The sequence below is a fragment of the Sphaerochaeta sp. UBA5836 genome, from assembly GCF_002432845.1.
GTDB lineage: Bacteria > Spirochaetota > Spirochaetia > Sphaerochaetales > Sphaerochaetaceae > Sphaerochaeta.
In genome coordinates, this window is the sequence record NZ_DJGW01000110.1 from 38,143 (window position 1) to 57,657 (window position 19,515).

Below are 19,515 nucleotides of genomic sequence, written 5' to 3' on the forward strand. Positions count from 1 at the left end.
GAGCTTTGGGCCCGTAGCTCAGCTGGATAGAGCGTCTCCCTCCGGAGGAGAAGGTCGTGAGTTCGAACCCCGCCGGGCTCAATAAATCAGGAAGTCATGAAATTCATGGCTTCCTTTTCTTATAGTCCACCACAACCCTGCATCGGATATCCCTGCTGCTGGAACCAATTCGCAATTCGTACTGCCCCTCATCACTGACAAACTTCCATGCATCGAGATCCCAGTGCTCGAAAGCCGTTTCGTCCACTGCAAAATGGACCTCTTTTCTCTCCCGGCTCTGAAGGAACACTTTGCAAAAGCCTTTCAACTCTTGGGTGGGACGGAATACCACAGGATCCAAAGGATGGACATAGAGTTGGACAACCTCAGCAGCAGGACAGCGGCCTGTATTGGTAATCGTTACCGCAAGGTCCCACCGCCCTTCTTCCAACTCCTTCACACCCGCCAAGTCATAGGAGAAGGAACTATAGCTCAAACCGTGGCCGAAACAATACAAGGGTTCGGGCCCTTCTGTATCGAACTGGCGATACCCTGTCATCAAGGCTTCCGTATAGCAGAGCTTCTGCACCTCCCGAACCTTAGGATTGCCCTGCCCCTTCTTGATCCGATTGATGGTTACGGTATCAAAATTCTTGGGATAGGATCGCATTGCACGATACTCATGCAAATATCGAGCCTGGGTAAACGGAAGTTTCCCGCTCGGGCTTACCTGGCCGAACAGCAAGGCCTTGAGGGCTTGGGCTGTTGAAGATCCCAGAAACGAAGTGTACAAAATAGCCGCCACACCATCCTGCCAGCTCTCCATCTCGACAGCAGAGCCGCTCTGTACGACTACAATGGTCCGCTTGTTCAGCCGAACGGCAGTTTTGATGGCCTTCAAATCAACTGCATTCAACGCCCACGGCCGGTCGTATGCCTCACTCTCTTCAATGTGGTCAAATCCCACCACCAACACCACGGCATTGCTGCTGCGAACTCGTTGCTTGAGATGCGAATGCTTGAACCAACGCCCTGGAAGCAAGAAGGATCCCTCCTTCTGCATCAGCTCTGCAAATGTCAGGGGTGCGGTTTCCAATTGGACCATCGATGATCCACCGCCTTGGGCGACCGTATATGCATTGGTCCCTCCAATGCAAATTCTCGATGAAGGCGAAAGCGGGAGGGCTTGCTCTTCGTTCTTCAAGAGCACCGGGGCACCCAGTGCGGCGTTCAGCGCAACAGCCCGGCTCTCCTGGGTACCGGCTCGGCATGCCGGATCGGCCATCGGAGCGGAGAACAGGCCTGCTTTCTCGTAGGAGGTGAGCAGATGCAGGACTTTCGCATCGATATCCTCTTGGGTGGCGGCCCTCCTTGCCAAGGCATCCAGAACCAGTTCACGGGTAAAGTATCTGCCTTTCGGCATCTCCAAGTCCACCCCGTTTTTCAATGTTCCATCAGTGCTGTACAGCGAATTCCAATCGCTGACAACCAAACCATCGAACCCCCATTCCCCTCTCAAAATCGACCCGATCAAATAGGGGTGTTCGCTGCTATAGATGCCGTTCACTTGATTGTAGCTCGTCATAATGCCCAGGCTGCCCGCTTCCAAAGCCTTTTTGAAGGCAGGCAGATAAAGCTCCCTGAGGCTGCGCTCATCAACTTCAGAGTTGGATTTATGACGGTCATATTCGCTATTATTGCAGGCAAAATGCTTTACAGTGGTAATCACCGGATAGGTACGGACCCCTCTGATATAGCTTGCGGCCATCTCCCCGGCCAGGTACGGGTCTTCGCCAAAGTACTCGAAGTTCCTTCCACAGACAGGAACGCGGGCGATGTTCACACCCGGGCCGAGCAACACTCCGACTCCGAGGGCACGGCACTCATGACCCATTACCCGCCCTACTTGGTACAGCAAGTCATTGTCAAACGTGGATGCAAGGGCAATGGCGGCGGGAAAGTCCGTTACCGGAGTCTTCCACCCCCTGAGTCCGATGGTGGCGTCGCTGGTCCAAACCGGCTTAAGACCCAACCGTTCGATACCCGGAATACAGAACTCATCACGACCGGACAGAAGAGAAATCTTCTCCTCAAGCGTCATCTCTGAGAGAAGCCGCTTTGCCATCGATGCTTCCTCTCCGTCAGGCACAACCAATTGCATTGGCTGATGGTCCAATGTAAAGGACCTGTTTTCCAACAGCCGCATCATCCGCTTTTGTATAACTCTCTTGAATGCCTTCTGGAACCAACGTACCGACACAGCCGCCCCCTTGGGGTAATTGTAGCACGACAAGCCTTGCCTTCCCATGGAAAAACTCGGTACTGTAAGGGTATGAGCATACGAGTACTCTTTTTAGGCGAAATTGTCGGCAAAGCGGGCATCAAGACTGTCAAGGATGCACTACGACCTTTGCGGATGGAACGCGAGATTGATTTGGTAATCGCCAACGGCGAAGGAGCCACCAACGGGTTCGGCCTGGGCCGCGCCCACAGCATGCAGCTTCTCAAACTGGGAATAGATGTAATCACCGGTGGAGAAAAAATATACTACAAGATGGACATGGTGGAATTCATCGATAAGAACCCCTCCATTTTGCGACCTGCCAACTACCCGCAGCAGAATCCAGGACGCGGAGTCCGCTATCTGACGGTCAATGACCGGAAGGTCTGCGTAATCAATATATTGGGAAATGCAGATTTCCCCAGAACCCACCTCTCCAACGCGTTTAGTCTCGCCCAGATTCTGGTGGACAAGGCGAAGGAAGACCAAGCCTTGGCATTGGTTCAGTTCCATGCATCCCCGACAGCCGAAAAACTGACGATGGGCTTCATGCTCGATGGCAAGGCAAGTGCCGTCATCGGTACGCATACCAAGGTTCTCAGCGCCGACGCTGCCATCCTCAAAGGGGGGACCGCCTATATTTCCGACAATGGCCGCTGCGGCAGCCAACTGAGTGTCGGAGGGTTTGACAGCAAGGTGGAGATCGAGAAACATATCACCCAGGTTCCCACTCGAAGCCAGGAGTGCTGGGACGACCTTGCCCTTGTCGGCGTTCTGGTGGATATTGCTGATGACGGCAAAGCAACCGCCATTGAAACCATTCGAGTTGCCGTTGAAAGCAAGGAGGAACAAACATGTATGAAATAGTCACCGTTACAAAAATTCTCTCACCTGAAATGCTGGAGGTCTCTTGTACCAGTTCGGCCTGCAATGGTTGTAAAGGTGAAGCCTTCTGCAATACCAAAGGCAAGCGGTTTGAAGCATGGAATAAAACCCGTCTGGCAGTCCAGGCCGGTCAGGCGGTCCGGATTTACCTCAAGCCGTCCAGAACCATAGCGGGGACGCTTATAACGCTCATTTTCCCCTTGGCCCTCTTCCCTGTCGGCTACTATCTCTCGCAGTTGGCGGGCTTTTCCGAAGGCGGCTCCTTTTTGGTGGCACTCGCCTCCATCGGATTGGGATTTCTCTTTGTCTGGTCCTATTTTCGGACTTCACAGAAACGCTACCTCCCGATTGTGGAGCAAATCCTCTCAGAAGAGAGCCAAGATTGAGATTGCCCAAAGGCTTGGGCGCCGGTATACTCAAGGCATGAGCAGAAAGTATCGTCTTGGCATGATTCTTGCATCTTTTTTCTTTGTTGCCTGTTCCCTCTCCCCTGAACAGGCGGCGATGGTGCGTTCGGTTGAACTGCCGGATCTTGCCTTGACCAACGCAACCTATGTGCTGAACAGAGGTGAAGACCATCCCATTTCCATCCTTGCCGGTCATATTGCTCTCTATGACACGTCACACAAGGCGGAGGCTGCCTCGATTACCTTCACCCAGAACGATGCTCAAGGCAATGTGGTTCTGAGAGGCTCTGCCTCTGCGGCAAACGTTGACCTGCAATCCTACGACGCACAGTTGCATGGCTCTGTCACGATTGAGAAAATCAAGGAACAATTGTTCATCGAAGCTGATCGACTGCAATGGCTGCATGAGGAGGAAATACTGATAAGCGAGGACCAGACGGAAGTAGTGATCACCTATGAAGGGAACAAAAAAGTACGGGGTACCGGTCTCAAAGTTGAGCTTGCAACTTCCCAAGTTTCATTCGATGAGGTGATCGAAGGAGTGGTACTCCCATGAAGCGATGGTTTGCCCTAGCCTGCATTCTTCTCGTTACGGTCACCCTGTCGGCAGAGGAAATCACCTTTTCCGGTGGAAGCACCCGTATGAGCATGCAGCAAGGAAACCAAACCATCACACTCGGCGGGGGAGCCCGGATTACCAGTGGATCGGTCCAGCTGTATGCCGACCAGATAACTCTTTCGGGCAACAATTTTCGGTATGTTGCATGTACAAAATCCGTCCGGCTCGTCGATGCCGAGCGGGGTATAAAGGTCCTTGCCCAAAACCTCTTTTTTGACCGCGACGAGCAGATGATTCTCATCGATGGGTTTGTCGAGTTGGATGATTCTGTCAATGAGGTGCATGCTACTGCTTTCATGCTGCAGTTCTCGCTTCAAGAGGGCGAAGTGCTGCTTCAGGTCGATGTCCGCCTCTTCAAGCATACCGAAAGCGGGCCGATGGCTTGTACAGCCGATGTGATGAGGTTTGACCGTACAAACCAGGACCTTGAACTGAAGGGAAAGGCAACCATCGACTGGGCGGGCGACCGCTATGAAGCCGAAAGGATCACCGTCGATCTCGAAACCGAGGAAATTGCCATGGATGGCTCCATAAAGGGGGTGGTCAATGGCTGACAACTTCACCAGCGTCCTTGAAGTGCGGAATCTTGCAAAGGCCTATGGCAAAAAAGAAGTGGTCAAGGATATTTCCTTCTCCATGCAATCGGGGCAGATAATCGGCCTGCTCGGTCCCAATGGTGCAGGAAAGACTACGACATTCTACATGATCGTGGGATTCCTGAAGGCAAAGACGGGAACCATCCTCCTCAATGGGGAGGACATTACCGAACTGCCGATGTACCAGCGCTCCAAGCGGGGTCTCTCATATCTGCCCCAGGAACCCTCGATTTTCCGCAAGCTCAGTGTCGAAGACAATATCCGTCTTGTTGCCCAAACCAGGCGGGACCTTACAAAAAGCCAGCAGGAAGATCGTGTTGAGGAGCTGCTGGTCGAATTCGGCATCGAGAATGTACGCAAGCAAAAAGGCTACACCCTCAGCGGAGGGGAACGGAGAAGGACCGAAATTGCCCGCGCTTTGGCATCCAATCCACAATTTCTGCTGCTCGACGAACCCTTTGCCGGCATCGACCCGAAGGCGGTGTATGAGATCAAGGTCCTTATCCGCATCCTTGCAGGCAGGGGAATCGGGGTATTGCTGACCGATCACAATGTTCGCGATACGCTATCCATCACAAGCTGCAGTTACATCATCAATGCAGGCACCATTCTTGTCTCTGGAGGCAGGGACGAGTTGCTCTCCAATCAAATTGCACGAGACATCTACTTCGGCCAAGAATTCGGGGAGGAATCCTGATGGAACTTTCACCAAATCTTTCACTCTCCCAGAAACAGCAACTTAAACTCAGCCCCCAACTGCTCCAGTCCTTCGAGCTGATGGCGCTGCCCTTGGCTGAGCTGCAACAAAAAATCAAGAGTGAGATTGAATCGAATCCTGCACTCGAATTGCCGTCAAGCTGGGAAGTCTCCTATGAGCGGTATGCCCAGCAAAGCCAGCAGAAGGAATCAGGTAGAATCGATGACACCTACTCCGATTCCTCCAGCTACGGCAGCGACTTCGCAGGGTATGACTATGAGGCGAGCGACCGTCAGCAGAAGTTCATGGAAAACGCCCTCTCCGAGGAGGAAACGCTGCAAGAGCACCTGCTCAGTCAGCTGGGTTGCGAAACGCTCAGTGAAGAGGAGTATGTCGTCGGACAAATCCTGATCACCAACATCGATGCCAACGGTTTCTTTCTTGAGGACCCCCGGGATATCCTGACTTCACAGCAGGCAACGCACCTTGAAAAGCTTCTGAAGATCATTCATCAGTTTGATCCAGCCGGAGTCGGGGTGAAGGATTGGAAGGAATCCCTGATTCTCCAAGCCACGCTCAAAGGACTCAAGGATGGAGACTTGCTGCATTTCAAGGCTCTGGTCAATGACAACCTTGAACTGATGCGGGCAAACAAACAGAGTCAGGTGGCGAAGAACCTGGGAATTGATGAACAGGAACTCGATGCCCTGTACTCCTTTCTCAAAACGCTCACCCCGTTTCCAGGCCAGGGGTTTGCCAGCGGACCACAGCAGTATGTCATCCCCGACGTCAGCATCAAAGCAGAGGACGGGGAGCTGGTGCTGCGCATGAACAACTCTTCGCTCCCGGACCTCAGGGTCAGTACTGAATTCGAATCCCTGGCAGAGGAACTTGTCAATACCGAAGAGGCGAAAAAGGCCCAGCAGTACATCCAGAATCAACTCAAGAGTGCAAATTCCCTGATTTTCCAGATTCAGGTAAGAAACCAAACCTTGTACCGTCTGGCCCAGGTTTTATTGGTCCAGCAACGGGATTTCTTCCTCTTCGGTCCCCAGTACATCAAGCCGTTGACCCAAAAAGAGGTTGCGGCTGAAATCGGGGTGCATGAAACGACGGTGAGCAGAATATCAACTGCAAAATGGATAGACACCGATTGGGGCATCATTCCGGTCAAGAAGCTCTTCAGCAATGCTGTAGGCGAAGAAGGATCCGAGCTTTCCAAACAGGCGGTAAAAGAGACAATCCGGCAGATTCTTGAAGAGCATCAGGGACAAAAAGCTCTGTCAGACCAAAAGATTTCCGATATCCTCAAGGAGCGCGGCATTTCAGTGGCGCGTCGTACGGTGGCGAAGTACCGTAATGAACTGAATATCGATCCCTCTTTCATACGAGGGACCAACTAACATGAAAGGAGCGCTTTCGCGCTCCTCTCCTATACATAGTTCGTCAAGTCAATCTAGTGTTCCTTGATTTTGCTTTTCTCCTTTCGAGCTGTGGCTTCGATTTTGTCAGTCAATAATTCGATGCCTTCATACAGCTCATAGCAGTCATAGCTGACCATCTTGATGGTACCCCAAGAGAAATGGAGTTTTGCGTCCAAATGGAACCCCTGACCTTCGGTTTCTCGTGTTATCACGATATCCAGGTCATGGAGATACCCTTCGGCAAATTGCAGCTTCTGGAGCTTCTTGTCCAAAAACTCACGGGTTTCATCACTTGGGTTGTAACGGATGCCTCTGACAGTCAAATTCATAAGCCCTCCTTTGACTATGGTCATACTCCAAGGATAAGGCTTGGGAGGCCAATCGTCAATGGACAAATGAAAATAACGAATTTCCTCTACCAATGAAATTTTTTATCTATTTTTATTATAAGTATTTAAATATTTCCTTGAGAACTATTTAAATCCTAGCGTTTTACTAGTATCAAGAATTTGTACTTGCGAAAGAGCATCAACAATTGTATAGTAAAAAAGTACTTGCACGAAGCACTGAAGAGGAGTACGACATGCCTGATTTTACTGTTCTGGACCTATTGGACTTGGACCTGAAAGAACATAACCACCTACGATTGAGTTGCATGGCAGGAAGAACCGGCCTTTCAAAAAAAATAACCACGAGCAAAATCAGTCGTCCAGGTCTTCCTCTCTCCGGATTTTTTGAAGAATTCAGCAACAATTCCATCCAGGTGCTTGGCCGGGGGGAACAGGTATACTTGGAAAAATTGGAGCGTGAACTCAACTTTGCAAGCATAGAAAAACTCTTCAGCTACGATATCCCTTGCTTTGTATTCTGTGATGACGGACATCCAAGTGCAAAACTCATAGAACTTGCAGAAGAAACAGGTACTGCAATCTTGAAGACCATCCTGGTCTCCTCCGACTTCTCAAGACGTCTCTACCAAACCCTTGACGAGGTTTTCGCCCCCACCCAAACCATCCATGGGGTGTTCGTGGAGGTCTACGGCATCGGTGTCCTGATCACCGGTGAGAGCGGGGTCGGCAAGAGCGAAACCGCCTTGGAGCTCATCGAACGCGGGCATCGCTTGATCAGCGACGATACGGTGAAGCTGAGAAACATCAGTGACAACTACCTCATCGGCATGGGGGAGAATCCCCTGCTGGCCCACCATATGGAAATCAGGGGCCTGGGCATCATCAATTTGGCAAACCTTTACGGTGTCGGAGCAATCCGTGACCGAAAGCAGGTGCAGCTGGCGATTCATCTTGAGCCATGGGATGCAAAGAAGAACTACGACCGGGTCGGGGAGTCCACCTTGGAGGATACATACCTCGGCATCTCCATTCCCAAGGTAATTATTCCTGTGAAGCCGGGAAGGAACATCCCGGTCATCATCGAAACTGCTGCACGAAACGAGCGTCTCAAGAAGCTCGGATATTACTCTGCCAAGGAGTTCGATCAAAGTGTTCTCAAATGGCTCGAGAGTGAATCAGCACGGAAGATGTACTATATCAACGAGGAGACATTTTGATGGTCACCAGGGAACTGAAAGTTTTCAACAGGGCGGGTATTCATGCCAGGCCGGCTGCTTCGATTGTCAAATTGGCAAACAAGTATGAGAGCGAGCTCTACCTGGAGAAGGAAAACATGAAAATCAATGGAAAGTCCATTATGGGCATCATCACCTTGGGGGCAACCCATCAAAGCACCATTGTCATGACCTGTATAGGTCCGGACGAACAGCAAATGGCCGATGCCATACAAACGTTGTTCGAGAACAGGTTCGAGGAGTAAGAAATGCGCGAGCTAACCCAAAGGCAGAAGGATGTCGCATCATTCATAAGCGCCTTCATCAAGCAAAACAACTATGCCCCCTCGGTCAGGGATATTGCCGATAACTTCAAATTCTCAGTCAAGGCGGCACACGACCATCTGAAGGCACTCGAAGCCAAGCAGGTCATCAAGACGACCGGGGGGATTTCTCGGTCGATCGAGGTGATCGGGCAGGAATTCTTCCCCCGCGAGGAGTTGATCCAGATACCTGTCATCGGCTCCATCGCCGCCGGAAAACCTCTGATGAGCGAAGAGAATACCGAGTATATGCTCAACCTGCCTGCAACCATGCTCAGAAACGTCCGCAACACCTATTTTGCATTGAAGATCCGTGGGGATAGCATGATCGAGGAAGGAATCTACGACGGCGACATAGCCATCATCAAGAAGTGCGAGGTTGCTGATACCGGAGAAATCGTAGCGGCCACCGTTGGCGAGGACGGGGGTGGGATAACATTGAAGGCATACTACCCTTCCAGCGAGTATATCGAGTTACGGCCTGCCAACTCCTCCATGGGACCGATCATCACCCGGTCCTGCAAGATCCACGGCAAGCTCCACTTGTTGATCCGTACCTACGCATGAGTGAACGAGCCTATCTGCTCCTCGGCCCTGAAGCCGGGGCGAAAGAACAAGAGCTGAAGGATATCCGTGCCCGCCTTCGCAACGAATACGGCAACGAGATCGAACTCGCACGATTCTATCCGTTTGAGACCGAGAACGGGGAGATGTTCACGGTCCTGAACAATAATTCCCTGTTCAGCGACTACCGCCTCGTCATACTCGGCCAAGCGGAGAGTGCCAGCGCCTCCCTGGTCCAAGCCATCACCGACTATCTGACCCACCCGGTCGATACCGCTACGTTGGTCATCATCTCCAGTGAACTGTCGGTTTCGCAGAAAATCATGAAACTGATACCCAAGCAGAACACCAAAATCTTCTACGACCTCTTGGAAACCCAGAAGGCGGATTGGATTCGAAATCATTTCAGACGGATGGGGCTCTCCATAACAAGTGATGCCGTGGACTTGCTGATGGACCTGACCGAGGACAACACCCAGGAGCTGAGGACCATCTGCAACCAGTTGGGACTCTTTTGGCAGATTGGTGCGAAAGGAAGGCCGATCGGCGAGGAGGATGTACAAACCTACATCCACCACAGCCGGCAGGAGGATGCCTTCACCCTGTTCCCCCTGATCGCCCGCTGCGACTTGAAACAGAGCCTGAAATCCCTCTCGGCGATGCTTGGGAGTGGAGACAGCCAAACCCCGATCCTGTTGGTCAGCGGCCTGCTTTGGCAATTCAGGCGCCTGCTCTCGATTGCAGAAGAGATGAACTTGGGGAGTTCGGAGTCTGAAGCCTTCGCAAAGGCAACGGTGCAAGGCAAGCCATCGGCCATCCGTAAGCCAAAAGACAAGTCAACCTACCATGATGCTGTTCAAGCCTACGACATCGCCTCAGTGCGACGCATTATCACCGCCTTGGCCGAAGCGGACATACAAGTCAAGGAAGCCAGTACGGAGTTGACTCCCTTGATTTTGGAACGCCTGCTCTACCGCATCATCAAGGGCAAGGGACAAGCACTCCACCAAGCTTCATTTGCCTCATTCTAGAGCGTCAGCTGTTTGAGCAACCGCTGGGCAACGGCCAGGGGAAGGGAAGCTTCAGCTGCCAGTTCTTCGGCTGTCTTTGTCAGCAAAACCTCAAGGCTCCCATACTGTTTCATCAGCTGCTCGCTGCGCTTCTTTCCTATTCCCTGAACCGATTCAAGAACCCGGAAGGAAGCTTCCTTGCTGCGGGCGGCTTGGTTGGCACTGGTTGCAAACCGGTGGCACTCATCCCGCACCGCCATCACCAAACGCAAGGCCTCATGATCCTCGGGAAGTTGGAGATCCTGTCGGTCGTCATCAAATACGATGGTCTCATACTCCTCGGCAAGTCCGATGATGGGAATTTCAAACATTCCCAAGTCATCCAATACCTGCCGGGCTGCATTGACCTGCCCCTTGCCTCCATCGATGATCAGAAGGTCGGGTCGTACAAGGTTTTCATTGAGGATTTTTGTATACCTTCGGGCAACCGCCTCCCGGATGGATTCGTAGTCATCAATCTTCCCTTCCAGGCTCTTGATGTTGTACCTGCGATAGTTGGGCTTGTCAGGGTTTCCATCCCGAAATGAGATAAGGGATGCTACAGTGTACTTTCCTGAGAGGTGGGCGATGTCAAAACCTTCAATCAATGAAGGCGGGGCATTGAGACCAAGCACTTCGGCAAGGTCATCGAGGGCTTTTGTATTGTCCCTGCTCTTCAGCCGCTTTTCCACATCCCTGACAGCGTTCTCCCTTGCCATACGCAAAATGCGGAAGTGCTTTCCATCCAGTGGAAGAGAGACTTCCAGCCTGCCTCCCAGCTGCTCGCTGAAGTAGCGCCTGATGAGGTTCACATCGATTTCATGGGAGACATAGAGAAACTGCGGCAGTTTCAAGCCATCGGCATAGTATTGCACCAAGAAGTTGAGCAACGTCTCCGTCTCATCACCGAATGTCTCGGCACGGTAGAGTGCGCGGCCGATCAGCTGGCCGCTGCGCATCTGCATGAGACTGATGGTACACAAGGGACCACGCATCTCGATTGCTGCATAATCGCGGCTCTCCTGGGTGAAGTCCTGTACCTGCTGGCCGGTCTCCACCGCCTTGATGGCGGCTATCTGATCGCGCTTGACGGCCGCTTCCTCAAAATTCAACGCTTTGCTGGCACGTTGCATCTCCTCTTCCAGGCTTGCAAGGAGCGCTTCGGTTTTCCCTTCCAACAGGTTTTTCACTGCGGCGATGGATTTGTTGTACTCCTCTACGGAAACAAGACCTGCACAGGGACCGAGACATAAACCGATATGGTAGTACAGGCATGGCTTGTCGCGCTTTTTCAGCGGGGTGCCACAGCGTCGGAGTGGAAAAAGTTTAGCAATGAGATCGAGGTAAAGGTCAAGCTTGCCGGCATCGGGATACGGACCGTAGTAGGAAGAGCCGTCATCGATGAACCTTCTGGTCTTGAAAACCTTGGGGAAAGGCTCATTGGTGATGCGGATGATCGGATAGCTCTTGCCGTCCTTCAGCGAGATATTGTATCGGGGCGAGTACTTCTTGATCAGGTTGTTTTCCAGCACCAATGCCTCATACTCATTTCCGGTTATGATGTGCTCGATGCAGGCGATTTTCGAAACCAAGGCAGCCGTTTTGGGGCTCCTGTTGGCAAGGAAGTAGCTGGTAACCCGCTTGCGCAGGTCCTTGGCCTTGCCCACATAGATGATGGTCTCCTTGCTGTCCCGCATCAGGTAGACGCCGCTGCTATGAGGTAGTTCCTTGGCCTGCTGGGAGGGTTCCAAAGACTCGGCGACACTACTTCCGAAGCTCTCGATCTCGCTCTCCGTCTGATACACGGCCTGCTCTTTGGGTTTCTTCTTCATACAGGTAAGAGCATAGCCGGCTCCCCTTGTTTTGACAATCCACACCCGATACAATACCGGCCATGGAACACCCCCTCTTTGCATCCCTGCCATACTCCGAGCAAACCTATCTTGCCGACCTCGACAGCCGTTACCACTTTTCATTCCAGCAGCAGCGACAGCTGATAGAGTCCTGTGCAGACCTGGCCATGTGGAAACTCGGACCGATGAGAGGATGGATCGATGAGCAAGCCGTACAGCACCTGGATGGCAAGCAACGATCACAGGCTTTGCTGGCCGATCACCACAAGCGCATGCAAGCTGAACGGACAAAACCGACTTCCTACAGCGATTTCCACCCAACAGGGCGCCTGCCGGACAAATACCGGAGCCTTTTTGTCTCCTCAAACACCCTGATGGGACGGTGTCCCTGTCCTGTGGAAGGGGAAAAGACCCGCTGCTGCAACCTCAAGACCCTCGATGTGGTACAACAATGTGCCTTCGGCTGCAGTTACTGCTCCATCCAATCCTTCTACAACAGTCATGAGATCAAGGTGGTCCAGAACCTGAAGCAAAGGCTTGGGGAGTTGGTTCTCCAGGATGATTGCTGGCATATCGGAACAGGACAGAGCAGCGACTCCCTGCTTTGGGGGAATGACTATGGAACACTCGAGGCGCTGGCCCTTCTCGCAGAGCGCCATCCCTCACTCATCATCGAGTTGAAAACCAAGAGTCATCGCAGTGACTATTTGCAACTCAAGCTGCCTCTGAACCTCATCTCCACCTGGTCGCTCAATGCTCCGACCATCATAGAGAAGGAGGAGCATCTCACCGCGACGCTCCAGCAGAGGCTCGATGCGGCCAAGCGTGCCCGTGATGCGGGGAGAATCATCGGCTTTCATCTCCACCCCATGGTCTATTTCGAAGGGTGGCAGGAGGAGTACGGGGCCTTGATTGAACAAGTAACCACCTCCTTCCGTCCCGGGGAGCTGATGATGGTCTCCTTGGGAACCCTTACTTTTACCAAAGCGGTCCTGCGCACACTGCGCTCAGCTCTGCATGAGACGCGGGTGACTGATATGGAGCTCACCCTCAGCGCCGGAAAGTACACGTACCCGTTGGAGGTGAAAGAGCAGATGTTCAGCTTTGCCTACAGCCAATTTCCTGCCTCTTGGAAGCAAGGCTCCCCGTTTTTCTATCTGTGCATGGAGGACCCAGGCCTGTGGGAGCCTGTATTCGGGTACAGCTATGAGGACGACAAGGCTTTTGAAGAGGCGATGAAAACCTCCTATCGGGCATGCCTGGGGCGCCACAGGACCTAGTTCAATTTCTGCTCAAACAACTCCAAAGCCCTTCCCTTCAGGGGGTTCTCCTCTCCCTTGAGCATTGCCTTCAGGGCATCGAGCTCGCTCTTGCTGAAGGTTTTCCCTCCGAGCTTATACTCTTCAAAGGCTTCGGTTGCCATGGGGCAGACCAAGCGAACCATGTCAAGGATGGTCTGCGCATAGACCCGGATCTCGTACTGGGCATGGCTGTCGAGCCTGAGCTGCAGGAAGTGGAACAGATTGTGCAGATCCATCTGCCAATACCATTCGGTGTAGAGACTCAGCGGCAGGTCCACGCGGGCAAGTTCGCGGGCGATGCCCAGATCAAGCAGCCTCTGATACGTTTCATAACTGCGCTTCTGGTCCTCCCTGAGCAAGGCAAGCACTTCATCGGCCAGCTCGGCAGGAACGGATTCATCAGTGCGGCCCTGTTTGTTGTCCTCGCTTTGGAAGTTGATGTGCGCCTTGTCGGGCAGATAGCACTCATCGCTCATGACGCTGTAACGGCCGCTGATCTCATTCACCCTGCCGGTGCGGTGGCGGATCCACTGCCGGGCTACGAAAATCGGCATCTTCACATGGAACGTGAAATTCACCTGCTCGAACGGGGAGGTGTGGTCGTTGCGAAGGAGGTAGCTGATAAGTCCCTTGTCCTGGCGATAGGTTTTTGTCCCGCTGCCATATGAGACTCGTGCACTTTGCACGATCCTTTCATCACTGCCCAGATAGTCAACGAGTCGGACGAATCCATGGTCCAGAACAGGAAACTCCTTATCCAGGATCTCTTCAGCTGCTGCTACAATGCAATGTGCCATGTCACTCTCCTCTGTACAAGTCTGTGTATTATGCCTTCCCAAGCCTTCTAGAGCAAGCCCATCCGACCAAGCAGGACGGCCAGTCCGGCGCTGCAGGCGGTTTCGGTGCGGAGAATCCTGCTTCCAAGGCTGGCAAATGAGAAGCCGTTTCGATCGAAGGTGGTACGCTCATCATCGGTAAACCCACGCTCACCGCCGATGGCGAGCACCACCGAAGAAGCCGTAATGGAAGCACGAGCAAGGCTTGTGCTCTCTCGTACATTATCCAACACAATACGTTGGCTGTTCTCATCGAGCAGGCTCATCGCCGTGGCAACCGAAGAAGCAAACTGCACCTCGCTGACGCCGCACTTGCCGCTTTGCATCGCTCCATCCAACAGGATGGAATGGTATTCTCCGCTGGTGTAGAGGGTTGCCTGGGCGTACGACTTCTCCCCTGTCTGGGTGGTGCAGAGGATGATTTTTTGCACCCCGAGGCTCACAGCTTCCCGCAAAATCCTGCGCATGCAGATGGGTCTGACCTGGGAGACCAACAAGGTCACCGGATAGAGGTGCGCACTTTGGGTGTCTTCCATCACGAAATCGAAGAGGATGCTATCATTCTTCAGGGCGGTGAGGGTTGCAGTTCCCTGGCCGACATTGATGATGCCGGCTTGAAAACGCTCACCCTCCTTGAGCCGAAGGATTTTGCAGATATGTTGGGCCCGCGGGTCCTGCATGGAGAGCTCGTTCTGTGCAGAAAGGGCCTCAAAAAGGATGATATTCATACAAGCGAGTATAGCATAGGCACCGGTTTTGAAGGTAGAGTAAGGACATGAAGAACGCAATCTACCTGGCTACCTCCCACGACTGTGCAGCAAATCTGGCAGGAGAAGCATATCTGCTGACCCTTGAGTATGACCACATCCTCTTCTTGTGGGTGAACGATCCGTGCATTGTCATCGGACGTTATCAGAATCCATTCGCAGAGTGCAATCTGAAGAATATGGAAAAGCATAAGGTGCAACTGGTGCGCCGCCAAAGTGGTGGCGGTGCGGTGTATCACGACCAAGGGAATCTCTGCTTTACCTTGATAGGGAACAAAAATACAACCACCAAGGAAGAAAACTTCGCCCTGGTGCTCAAGGCGCTTGCAAGCCTAGGGTTGTCGTGTGAACTTTCGGGGCGCAACGACATCCTGCTCAACGGGAAAAAGATATCCGGCAACGCATTCCAGACCACAGCCACCAAGTTTTGCCACCATGGGACGCTTCTGGTCAGCAGCGACCTTTCGGTGATGAGCAACTACCTTACCCCCAGTTCAAACAAGCTCGCATCCAAGGCTGTGAAGTCAGTTGCCTCAAGAGTGGGAAATCTGAAGGAAGGACGAGCAGACATCACCAACGAAATGGTGCAGACAGCCCTTGTCGATGCCTTCAATGCTGCCTACGGCCAGACTGAGGTAACCCCCATAGACTTCAAGACCCTCCCCCAAGCCCAGGAGAATTATCACCGGTTTGGAGACATTTCGGTGATTCTTGAGAAGACTCCCCAGTTCACCCACTCCTTCACCCACCGGTTCGAATGGGGTGAAGCCACGTTGCATCTGCAGGTGGAGAAAGGGGTCATCAGTGAAGTGAGGATGTTTACCGATGCCCTCGATACATCGATTGTCGATCGAGCCGTCGCCATACTGAGCGGAGCTCAGTACAACCAAAAGGCTTTGGAAGAGCTTGCACAAACAAGTGGGCAGGCCGATCTTGCCAGCCTGCTCGCTCATGTAGTCTCTTTACTCTAGCGTCCGCTGAGCTCTATCAGGGAGCGGAGCCTGTCGATGCGCCATGGCTCGACGTGCAAGCTCTTGACTCTCCAGCTCCAGTTGCCCTGTCCGCACGTCGAGGGGATGTTCATCCTTCCCTCCGAGCCGAGTTCCAGCCAATCCTGCATAGGGAGTATTGCATCCTTTGAGCAGCTGAGCAGCATCTGCCTGATCATCTGCCAAACGACTTGATCATCAGGACACTCCAAATACCGTCTTACAATGTCCTTGCCTTCACCGTCCAACGCTTCATACCACCCCCGTGTGGTGTTGTTGTCATGCGTTCCGGTATAGATGACGCTGTTGTACACGCAGTTGTGTGGCAGGTATGCATTGGTTGCATCCAATGTTCCGCCTTTCACATTGAAGGCAAACTGAAGAATTTTCATACCGGGGAAGTTGTTCGAATCCCTGAGCTCTTCGACATCCTCGGTAATCACGCCCAAGTCCTCTGCTATGATGGGAAGCTGGTCGCCCAGCGCCTGCTTCAGTGCAGCAAACAACTCCTTGCCTGGAGCTTCGACCCAGCTGCCGTTCATTGCCGTTTTCTCACCTTGAGGGACCTCCCAGTAGGCCGAGAAACCACGGAAATGGTCGATGCGTACAATATCGCAGGTCTCCAAGGTTTTCTGGATTCGCTTGATCCACCAGGCAAAGCCCTCCTTCTGATGGGCTTTCCAGTCATAGACGGGATTGCCCCACAGTTGCCCCTCATCGGAGAAGGCATCCGGGGGTACGCCGCTGGAAACGGTTTGCCTGCCATCCTTGTCCATCTTGAACAGATGTCGGTTCGCCCATGCATCCACACTGTCGGGAGCAACGAAAATCGGAATGTCTCCGATGATTTGGATGCCGTGGGTGTTGGCGTAGCTCTTTACACTTTGCCACTGGGTGAAGAAGAAATATTGCTGAACCTTGATGACATCAAGGCGGTTGGAAAACTCTTTTTGGACCTTTTTCAAGGCTGCTGCCTTTCGAAGCTTGAGCTCCTCGGGCCAAATCTCGAACCAGCGCGAGTCGTTGTAGTGCCTGCAAAGCACTTGGTACAGGGCGTAATCGTCGAGCCACCAGGCATTCTCGGCTACAAAGCTCTGATAGGATGCCAATTCATCAGGCTCTGCATATGCAAGAAACTCATGGGCGGCCTTCTCCAGCAAAGGTTCCTTGAAGGAACGTACCATGCCGTAATCGACTCTTTCTGAGGGGAAACCCGGATTGAAAAGCACGTCTTCGACATCCAGATAGCCGTCATATGCAAGGCTCTTCAGGTCGATGAGCAGTTCGTTCCCTGCAAATGAGGAACGGGCTGCATAGGGTGAATCCCCATATCCCGTGGGCCCCAGGGGAAGGATTTGCCAGAGGCTTACCGATGTTTTTTCCAGAAGGTCAAGGAATTGGAAAGCCTCATCGCCCAGCGACCCTATTCCGTGTTTTGATGGTAGTGATGTAGGGTGCATAAGCACTCCGCAACGTCGTATGTTGTGTTTCATACTTCGACTATACTGCATTTGGCTCTCCATTGGCTATCTGAGGGCAGCAAGACTTTCCCTTCAGCTCGCCTTGTTGAAAGCCAAAAAATCGGATATACTTGTGCTATGAATTTACCGCAGGGGAAAGTACAATTTGTTGTTGGGGAGCACGTCGTGTATCCTCTTCAAGGTGTAGGCGTCATCAAACGCATCGAAGAGCGGATGTTCCGAGGTGCGGTGACGATGTATTACGTCATTTACCTTGATATCTCAGACATGACGGTTATGATTCCTGTGGAAAAATCAAAGGAGATGGGGATCAGGCCCATCGTGGAGCCAAAAGAAGCCCAGTCGGCAATCGATTCCATTTCCAGCAAATACGAGCCGATGCCTGTTGACTGGAAGGCTCGCTATCAGATGAATGTTGATCTGCTCAAGCAGGGTTCCATCGCTTCCATTGCCAAAGTCGTCCAAGCTCTTTACCACCGCAGCAAGATCAAGGAACTGCCGGTACAGGAGCGCAAGCTCTATGATAATGCTCTGCGGCTGCTGATCGATGAGACCTCGTTCTCTTTGAAGAAAGACAAGAAGGAGATCGAGCTGCTCGTATTCTCCCGACTGGAGAAATAATATGGCTTTTCCCAAACATGCGGTGATAGTAACCGCTGCAGGCAGCAGCGAACGGTTCAATGCAAGCAAGGACCTTGGTGTCAAGAAAGAGTATCTGGCCATTGACGGGCATACAATTCTGTACCGCTCCATCGTCCCTTTTCTGCAGGTCCCGAACTGTGCCGCCATCCTGGTCACCTATCCCGAGGGGATGGAGGACCAATGTGCCGTTGCACTGGAAGACTTATTGCATCAGAACTTTGTTCCCCTGATTCTGGTAAAAGGCGGGAAGAGCAGGCAGGAATCAGTCTACGAAGCACTGAAGTTTCTCTCCACCATGGCCCTCGATGCTGAATTCGTAGCAATACACGATGGCGCCCGTTGTTTTGTCAGTCCTGAGTTGATCATTCGCACCCTGGCCACTGCAAAGGTTTTCAAGGGGGCGGTCCCCGCCCTACCCGCCATCGATGCGTTGAAGATCATCGATGACAACGGAATGCTCACCCATCACATTGACAGAGCCCATGCCGTTGGGGTGCAGACTCCCCAGATATTCAAGTATCCTCAAATCTGGGAAGCCCACCAGCGGGCACACAACAGCGGTACCATCTATATTGATGATACCCAGATCTTTACTGACTTCGGCCTTCCGGTAGGCGTCTGCCAGGGGGAGCGGGAGAACCGCAAGATAACGTATCTGGATGACATTCCTGATGCCGAGGCCCAGATTGAACAGTATTTGAAGAATTTGGAAGAGGGAAAGCGAAGCGCCAAGGCTGCAAGATTGCTGCATCAGGCCATGGATGAGGCAAAAAGGGAGCAGGCAGGCCTATGAGAGTGGGAACCGGCTGGGATCTTCACCGCCTCGGTTCGGGAAGAACGCTCATCCTCGGAGGTGTCGTAATTCCCAGTGAGAAAGGCGAGATCGCCCACAGTGATGGTGATGTCCTGGTTCATGCAATCATCGACGCCCTGCTTGGCGCCTTGGCAAAGGGCGATATCGGTTCTCACTTCCCCGACTCCGACCCAAGATACAAGGACATCAGCAGTATACGTCTTCTCAAGCAGGTGCTTGAGCAGGACCTTCCACCTTACCGGATAGAGAACCTCGATACGACCATCATTGTACAGAGACCCAAGCTCAGGGAACATATCGATGCCATCAGGGCCAACCTTGCACAAGTACTGCAGCTTGAGATGCACCGAGTCTCGGTAAAGGCTAAGACTGCGGAAACAATACTTGGTGAATTAGGAAGTGGAGATGCCATTATTGCCCAAGCCAGCGTCCTTATTTCTGAAA

At 52.5% G+C, this 19,515-nt stretch carries 21 protein-coding genes and 1 tRNA gene; 16 read left to right on the forward strand and 6 right to left on the reverse strand.

What is annotated here, in order from left to right; genetic code table 11:
* The first annotated feature begins 7 nt into the window (after nucleotides 1-7).
* Nucleotides 8-81, forward strand: a tRNA-Arg gene (locus tag B3F49_RS11145).
* Between the two features lie 22 nt (nucleotides 82-103).
* Here B3F49_RS11145 and B3F49_RS11150 read toward each other — a convergent pair.
* Nucleotides 104-2,104 carry a beta-glucosidase gene (locus tag B3F49_RS11150; protein ID WP_293911094.1) on the reverse strand — a complete coding sequence of 667 codons (2,001 nt, stop codon included), beginning with the start codon at nucleotides 2,102-2,104 and terminating at the stop codon, nucleotides 104-106.
* A 207-nt stretch (nucleotides 2,105-2,311) separates the two neighbouring features.
* Here B3F49_RS11150 and B3F49_RS11155 point away from each other — a divergent pair, with 207 nt between their 5' ends.
* Genes B3F49_RS11155 through rpoN form a run of 6 tightly spaced genes read left to right on the forward strand, consistent with a single transcriptional unit; the run spans nucleotide 2,312 to nucleotide 6,867 of the window.
* The gene (locus B3F49_RS11155) at nucleotides 2,312-3,127 is read left to right on the forward strand and encodes a TIGR00282 family metallophosphoesterase (RefSeq protein WP_293911095.1); all 816 of its coding nucleotides are present in this window, start codon (nucleotides 2,312-2,314) and stop codon (nucleotides 3,125-3,127) included.
* Entirely contained in the window at nucleotides 3,115-3,531 is a 417-nt protein-coding gene (locus tag B3F49_RS11160) for a SoxR reducing system RseC family protein (RefSeq protein ID WP_293911097.1), read from the forward strand. Before B3F49_RS11155 ends, B3F49_RS11160 begins: the two co-directional genes overlap by 13 nt.
* Nucleotides 3,532-3,568: 37 nt before the next feature.
* Nucleotides 3,569-4,108 (forward strand): LPS export ABC transporter periplasmic protein LptC, encoded by a 540-nt coding sequence (locus tag B3F49_RS11165; RefSeq protein WP_293911099.1) that lies wholly within the window; start codon nucleotides 3,569-3,571, stop codon nucleotides 4,106-4,108.
* A complete protein-coding gene (locus B3F49_RS11170) occupies nucleotides 4,105-4,725 on the forward strand; it encodes an LptA/OstA family protein (RefSeq protein ID WP_293911101.1) in 621 nt (206 codons plus the stop codon). The genes B3F49_RS11165 and B3F49_RS11170 overlap by 4 nt, the downstream gene beginning before the upstream one ends.
* The gene (gene lptB / locus B3F49_RS11175) at nucleotides 4,718-5,464 is read left to right on the forward strand and encodes an LPS export ABC transporter ATP-binding protein (RefSeq protein WP_293911103.1); all 747 of its coding nucleotides are present in this window, start codon (nucleotides 4,718-4,720) and stop codon (nucleotides 5,462-5,464) included. Before B3F49_RS11170 ends, lptB begins: the two co-directional genes overlap by 8 nt.
* Nucleotides 5,464-6,867, forward strand: coding sequence for an RNA polymerase factor sigma-54 (rpoN, locus tag B3F49_RS11180; protein ID WP_293911105.1), 1,404 nt, complete (start codon nucleotides 5,464-5,466; stop codon nucleotides 6,865-6,867). The genes lptB and rpoN overlap by 1 nt, the downstream gene beginning before the upstream one ends.
* A 53-nt stretch (nucleotides 6,868-6,920) precedes the next feature.
* Here the strand turns inward: rpoN and B3F49_RS11185 are convergent, their stop codons facing one another.
* Nucleotides 6,921-7,241 carry an HPF/RaiA family ribosome-associated protein gene (locus tag B3F49_RS11185; protein ID WP_293911108.1) on the reverse strand — a complete coding sequence of 107 codons (321 nt, stop codon included), beginning with the start codon at nucleotides 7,239-7,241 and terminating at the stop codon, nucleotides 6,921-6,923.
* Nucleotides 7,242-7,471: 230 nt separating this feature from the next.
* Here B3F49_RS11185 and hprK point away from each other — a divergent pair, with 230 nt between their 5' ends.
* From hprK to holA, 4 genes are read left to right on the forward strand one after another with little or no spacing between them, the layout of a single operon-like run.
* Entirely contained in the window at nucleotides 7,472-8,455 is a 984-nt protein-coding gene (gene hprK / locus B3F49_RS11190; RefSeq protein ID WP_293891275.1) for an HPr(Ser) kinase/phosphatase, read from the forward strand.
* Complete coding sequence (locus B3F49_RS11195) at nucleotides 8,455-8,718, forward strand: HPr family phosphocarrier protein (RefSeq protein ID WP_293891278.1); 264 nt, start codon at nucleotides 8,455-8,457, stop codon at nucleotides 8,716-8,718. The genes hprK and B3F49_RS11195 overlap by 1 nt, the downstream gene beginning before the upstream one ends.
* Before the next feature lie 3 nt (nucleotides 8,719-8,721).
* Nucleotides 8,722-9,342: a transcriptional repressor LexA gene (gene lexA, locus B3F49_RS11200; RefSeq protein WP_293911110.1), complete on the forward strand. Its 621-nt coding sequence runs from the start codon at nucleotides 8,722-8,724 to the stop codon at nucleotides 9,340-9,342.
* A complete protein-coding gene (holA, locus tag B3F49_RS11205) occupies nucleotides 9,339-10,370 on the forward strand; it encodes a DNA polymerase III subunit delta (protein WP_293911112.1) in 1,032 nt (343 codons plus the stop codon). The genes lexA and holA overlap by 4 nt, the downstream gene beginning before the upstream one ends.
* Here holA and uvrC read toward each other — a convergent pair.
* Nucleotides 10,367-12,220: an excinuclease ABC subunit UvrC gene (gene uvrC / locus B3F49_RS11210; protein ID WP_293911115.1), complete on the reverse strand. Its 1,854-nt coding sequence runs from the start codon at nucleotides 12,218-12,220 to the stop codon at nucleotides 10,367-10,369. The genes holA and uvrC overlap by 4 nt on opposite strands.
* A gap of 62 nt (nucleotides 12,221-12,282) precedes the next feature.
* On the opposite strand from uvrC, the gene B3F49_RS11215 reads away from it, so the two are divergent.
* Nucleotides 12,283-13,521, forward strand: a complete 1,239-nt coding sequence (locus B3F49_RS11215) for an SPL family radical SAM protein (protein ID WP_293911117.1) — start codon at nucleotides 12,283-12,285, stop codon at nucleotides 13,519-13,521.
* Here B3F49_RS11215 and thyX read toward each other — a convergent pair.
* Nucleotides 13,518-14,339: an FAD-dependent thymidylate synthase gene (gene thyX / locus B3F49_RS11220; protein ID WP_293911120.1), complete on the reverse strand. Its 822-nt coding sequence runs from the start codon at nucleotides 14,337-14,339 to the stop codon at nucleotides 13,518-13,520. The two genes, B3F49_RS11215 and thyX, sit on opposite strands and share 4 nt — an antisense overlap.
* A gap of 47 nt (nucleotides 14,340-14,386) precedes the next feature.
* The gene (locus B3F49_RS11225; protein ID WP_293911123.1) at nucleotides 14,387-15,106 is read right to left on the reverse strand and encodes an RsmE family RNA methyltransferase; all 720 of its coding nucleotides are present in this window, start codon (nucleotides 15,104-15,106) and stop codon (nucleotides 14,387-14,389) included.
* 47 nt (nucleotides 15,107-15,153) lie between these two features.
* Between B3F49_RS11225 and B3F49_RS11230 the strand changes: the two genes are divergently transcribed.
* On the forward strand, nucleotides 15,154-16,116 hold the full coding sequence (locus B3F49_RS11230; protein ID WP_293911128.1) for a lipoate--protein ligase: 963 nt from the start codon (nucleotides 15,154-15,156) through the stop codon (nucleotides 16,114-16,116).
* Here the strand turns inward: B3F49_RS11230 and malQ are convergent.
* On the reverse strand, nucleotides 16,113-17,627 hold the full coding sequence (gene malQ / locus B3F49_RS11235; protein ID WP_293911131.1) for a 4-alpha-glucanotransferase: 1,515 nt from the start codon (nucleotides 17,625-17,627) through the stop codon (nucleotides 16,113-16,115). The two genes, B3F49_RS11230 and malQ, sit on opposite strands and share 4 nt — an antisense overlap.
* Nucleotides 17,628-17,732: 105 nt before the next feature.
* On the opposite strand from malQ, the gene B3F49_RS11240 reads away from it, so the two are divergent.
* The 3 genes from B3F49_RS11240 to ispF form a co-directional block, all read left to right on the forward strand.
* On the forward strand, nucleotides 17,733-18,236 hold the full coding sequence (locus tag B3F49_RS11240; RefSeq protein ID WP_293891308.1) for a CarD family transcriptional regulator: 504 nt from the start codon (nucleotides 17,733-17,735) through the stop codon (nucleotides 18,234-18,236).
* A gap of 1 nt (nucleotide 18,237) precedes the next feature.
* On the forward strand, nucleotides 18,238-19,050 hold the full coding sequence (locus tag B3F49_RS11245; protein WP_293911134.1) for an IspD/TarI family cytidylyltransferase: 813 nt from the start codon (nucleotides 18,238-18,240) through the stop codon (nucleotides 19,048-19,050).
* Nucleotides 19,047-19,515, forward strand: a 469-nt coding sequence (gene ispF, locus B3F49_RS11250; protein WP_293911136.1) for a 2-C-methyl-D-erythritol 2,4-cyclodiphosphate synthase, incomplete at its 3' end; no start/stop codon positions are given. The genes B3F49_RS11245 and ispF, both read left to right, overlap by 4 nt.

Coding starts and splice junctions, on each gene's coding strand:
- B3F49_RS11245 (WP_293911134.1), top strand. CDS start 18,238: ATGGCTTTTCCCAAACATGCGGTGATAGTAACCGCTGCAGGCAGCAGC.
- malQ (WP_293911131.1), bottom strand. CDS start 17,627: ATGAAACACAACATACGACGTTGCGGAGTGCTTATGCACCCTACATCA.
- B3F49_RS11215 (WP_293911117.1), top strand. CDS start 12,283: ATGGAACACCCCCTCTTTGCATCCCTGCCATACTCCGAGCAAACCTAT.
- B3F49_RS11155 (WP_293911095.1), top strand. CDS start 2,312: ATGAGCATACGAGTACTCTTTTTAGGCGAAATTGTCGGCAAAGCGGGC.
- hprK (WP_293891275.1), top strand. CDS start 7,472: ATGCCTGATTTTACTGTTCTGGACCTATTGGACTTGGACCTGAAAGAA.
- holA (WP_293911112.1), top strand. CDS start 9,339: ATGAGTGAACGAGCCTATCTGCTCCTCGGCCCTGAAGCCGGGGCGAAA.
- lexA (WP_293911110.1), top strand. CDS start 8,722: ATGCGCGAGCTAACCCAAAGGCAGAAGGATGTCGCATCATTCATAAGC.
- B3F49_RS11185 (WP_293911108.1), bottom strand. CDS start 7,241: ATGACCATAGTCAAAGGAGGGCTTATGAATTTGACTGTCAGAGGCATC.
- B3F49_RS11150 (WP_293911094.1), bottom strand. CDS start 2,104: ATGGCAAAGCGGCTTCTCTCAGAGATGACGCTTGAGGAGAAGATTTCT.
- B3F49_RS11170 (WP_293911101.1), top strand. CDS start 4,105: ATGAAGCGATGGTTTGCCCTAGCCTGCATTCTTCTCGTTACGGTCACC.
- B3F49_RS11240 (WP_293891308.1), top strand. CDS start 17,733: ATGAATTTACCGCAGGGGAAAGTACAATTTGTTGTTGGGGAGCACGTC.
- uvrC (WP_293911115.1), bottom strand. CDS start 12,220: ATGAAGAAGAAACCCAAAGAGCAGGCCGTGTATCAGACGGAGAGCGAG.
- B3F49_RS11230 (WP_293911128.1), top strand. CDS start 15,154: ATGAAGAACGCAATCTACCTGGCTACCTCCCACGACTGTGCAGCAAAT.
- B3F49_RS11160 (WP_293911097.1), top strand. CDS start 3,115: ATGTATGAAATAGTCACCGTTACAAAAATTCTCTCACCTGAAATGCTG.
- B3F49_RS11195 (WP_293891278.1), top strand. CDS start 8,455: ATGGTCACCAGGGAACTGAAAGTTTTCAACAGGGCGGGTATTCATGCC.
- rpoN (WP_293911105.1), top strand. CDS start 5,464: ATGGAACTTTCACCAAATCTTTCACTCTCCCAGAAACAGCAACTTAAA.
- thyX (WP_293911120.1), bottom strand. CDS start 14,339: ATGGCACATTGCATTGTAGCAGCAGCTGAAGAGATCCTGGATAAGGAG.
- B3F49_RS11225 (WP_293911123.1), bottom strand. CDS start 15,106: ATGAATATCATCCTTTTTGAGGCCCTTTCTGCACAGAACGAGCTCTCC.
- B3F49_RS11165 (WP_293911099.1), top strand. CDS start 3,569: ATGAGCAGAAAGTATCGTCTTGGCATGATTCTTGCATCTTTTTTCTTT.
- lptB (WP_293911103.1), top strand. CDS start 4,718: ATGGCTGACAACTTCACCAGCGTCCTTGAAGTGCGGAATCTTGCAAAG.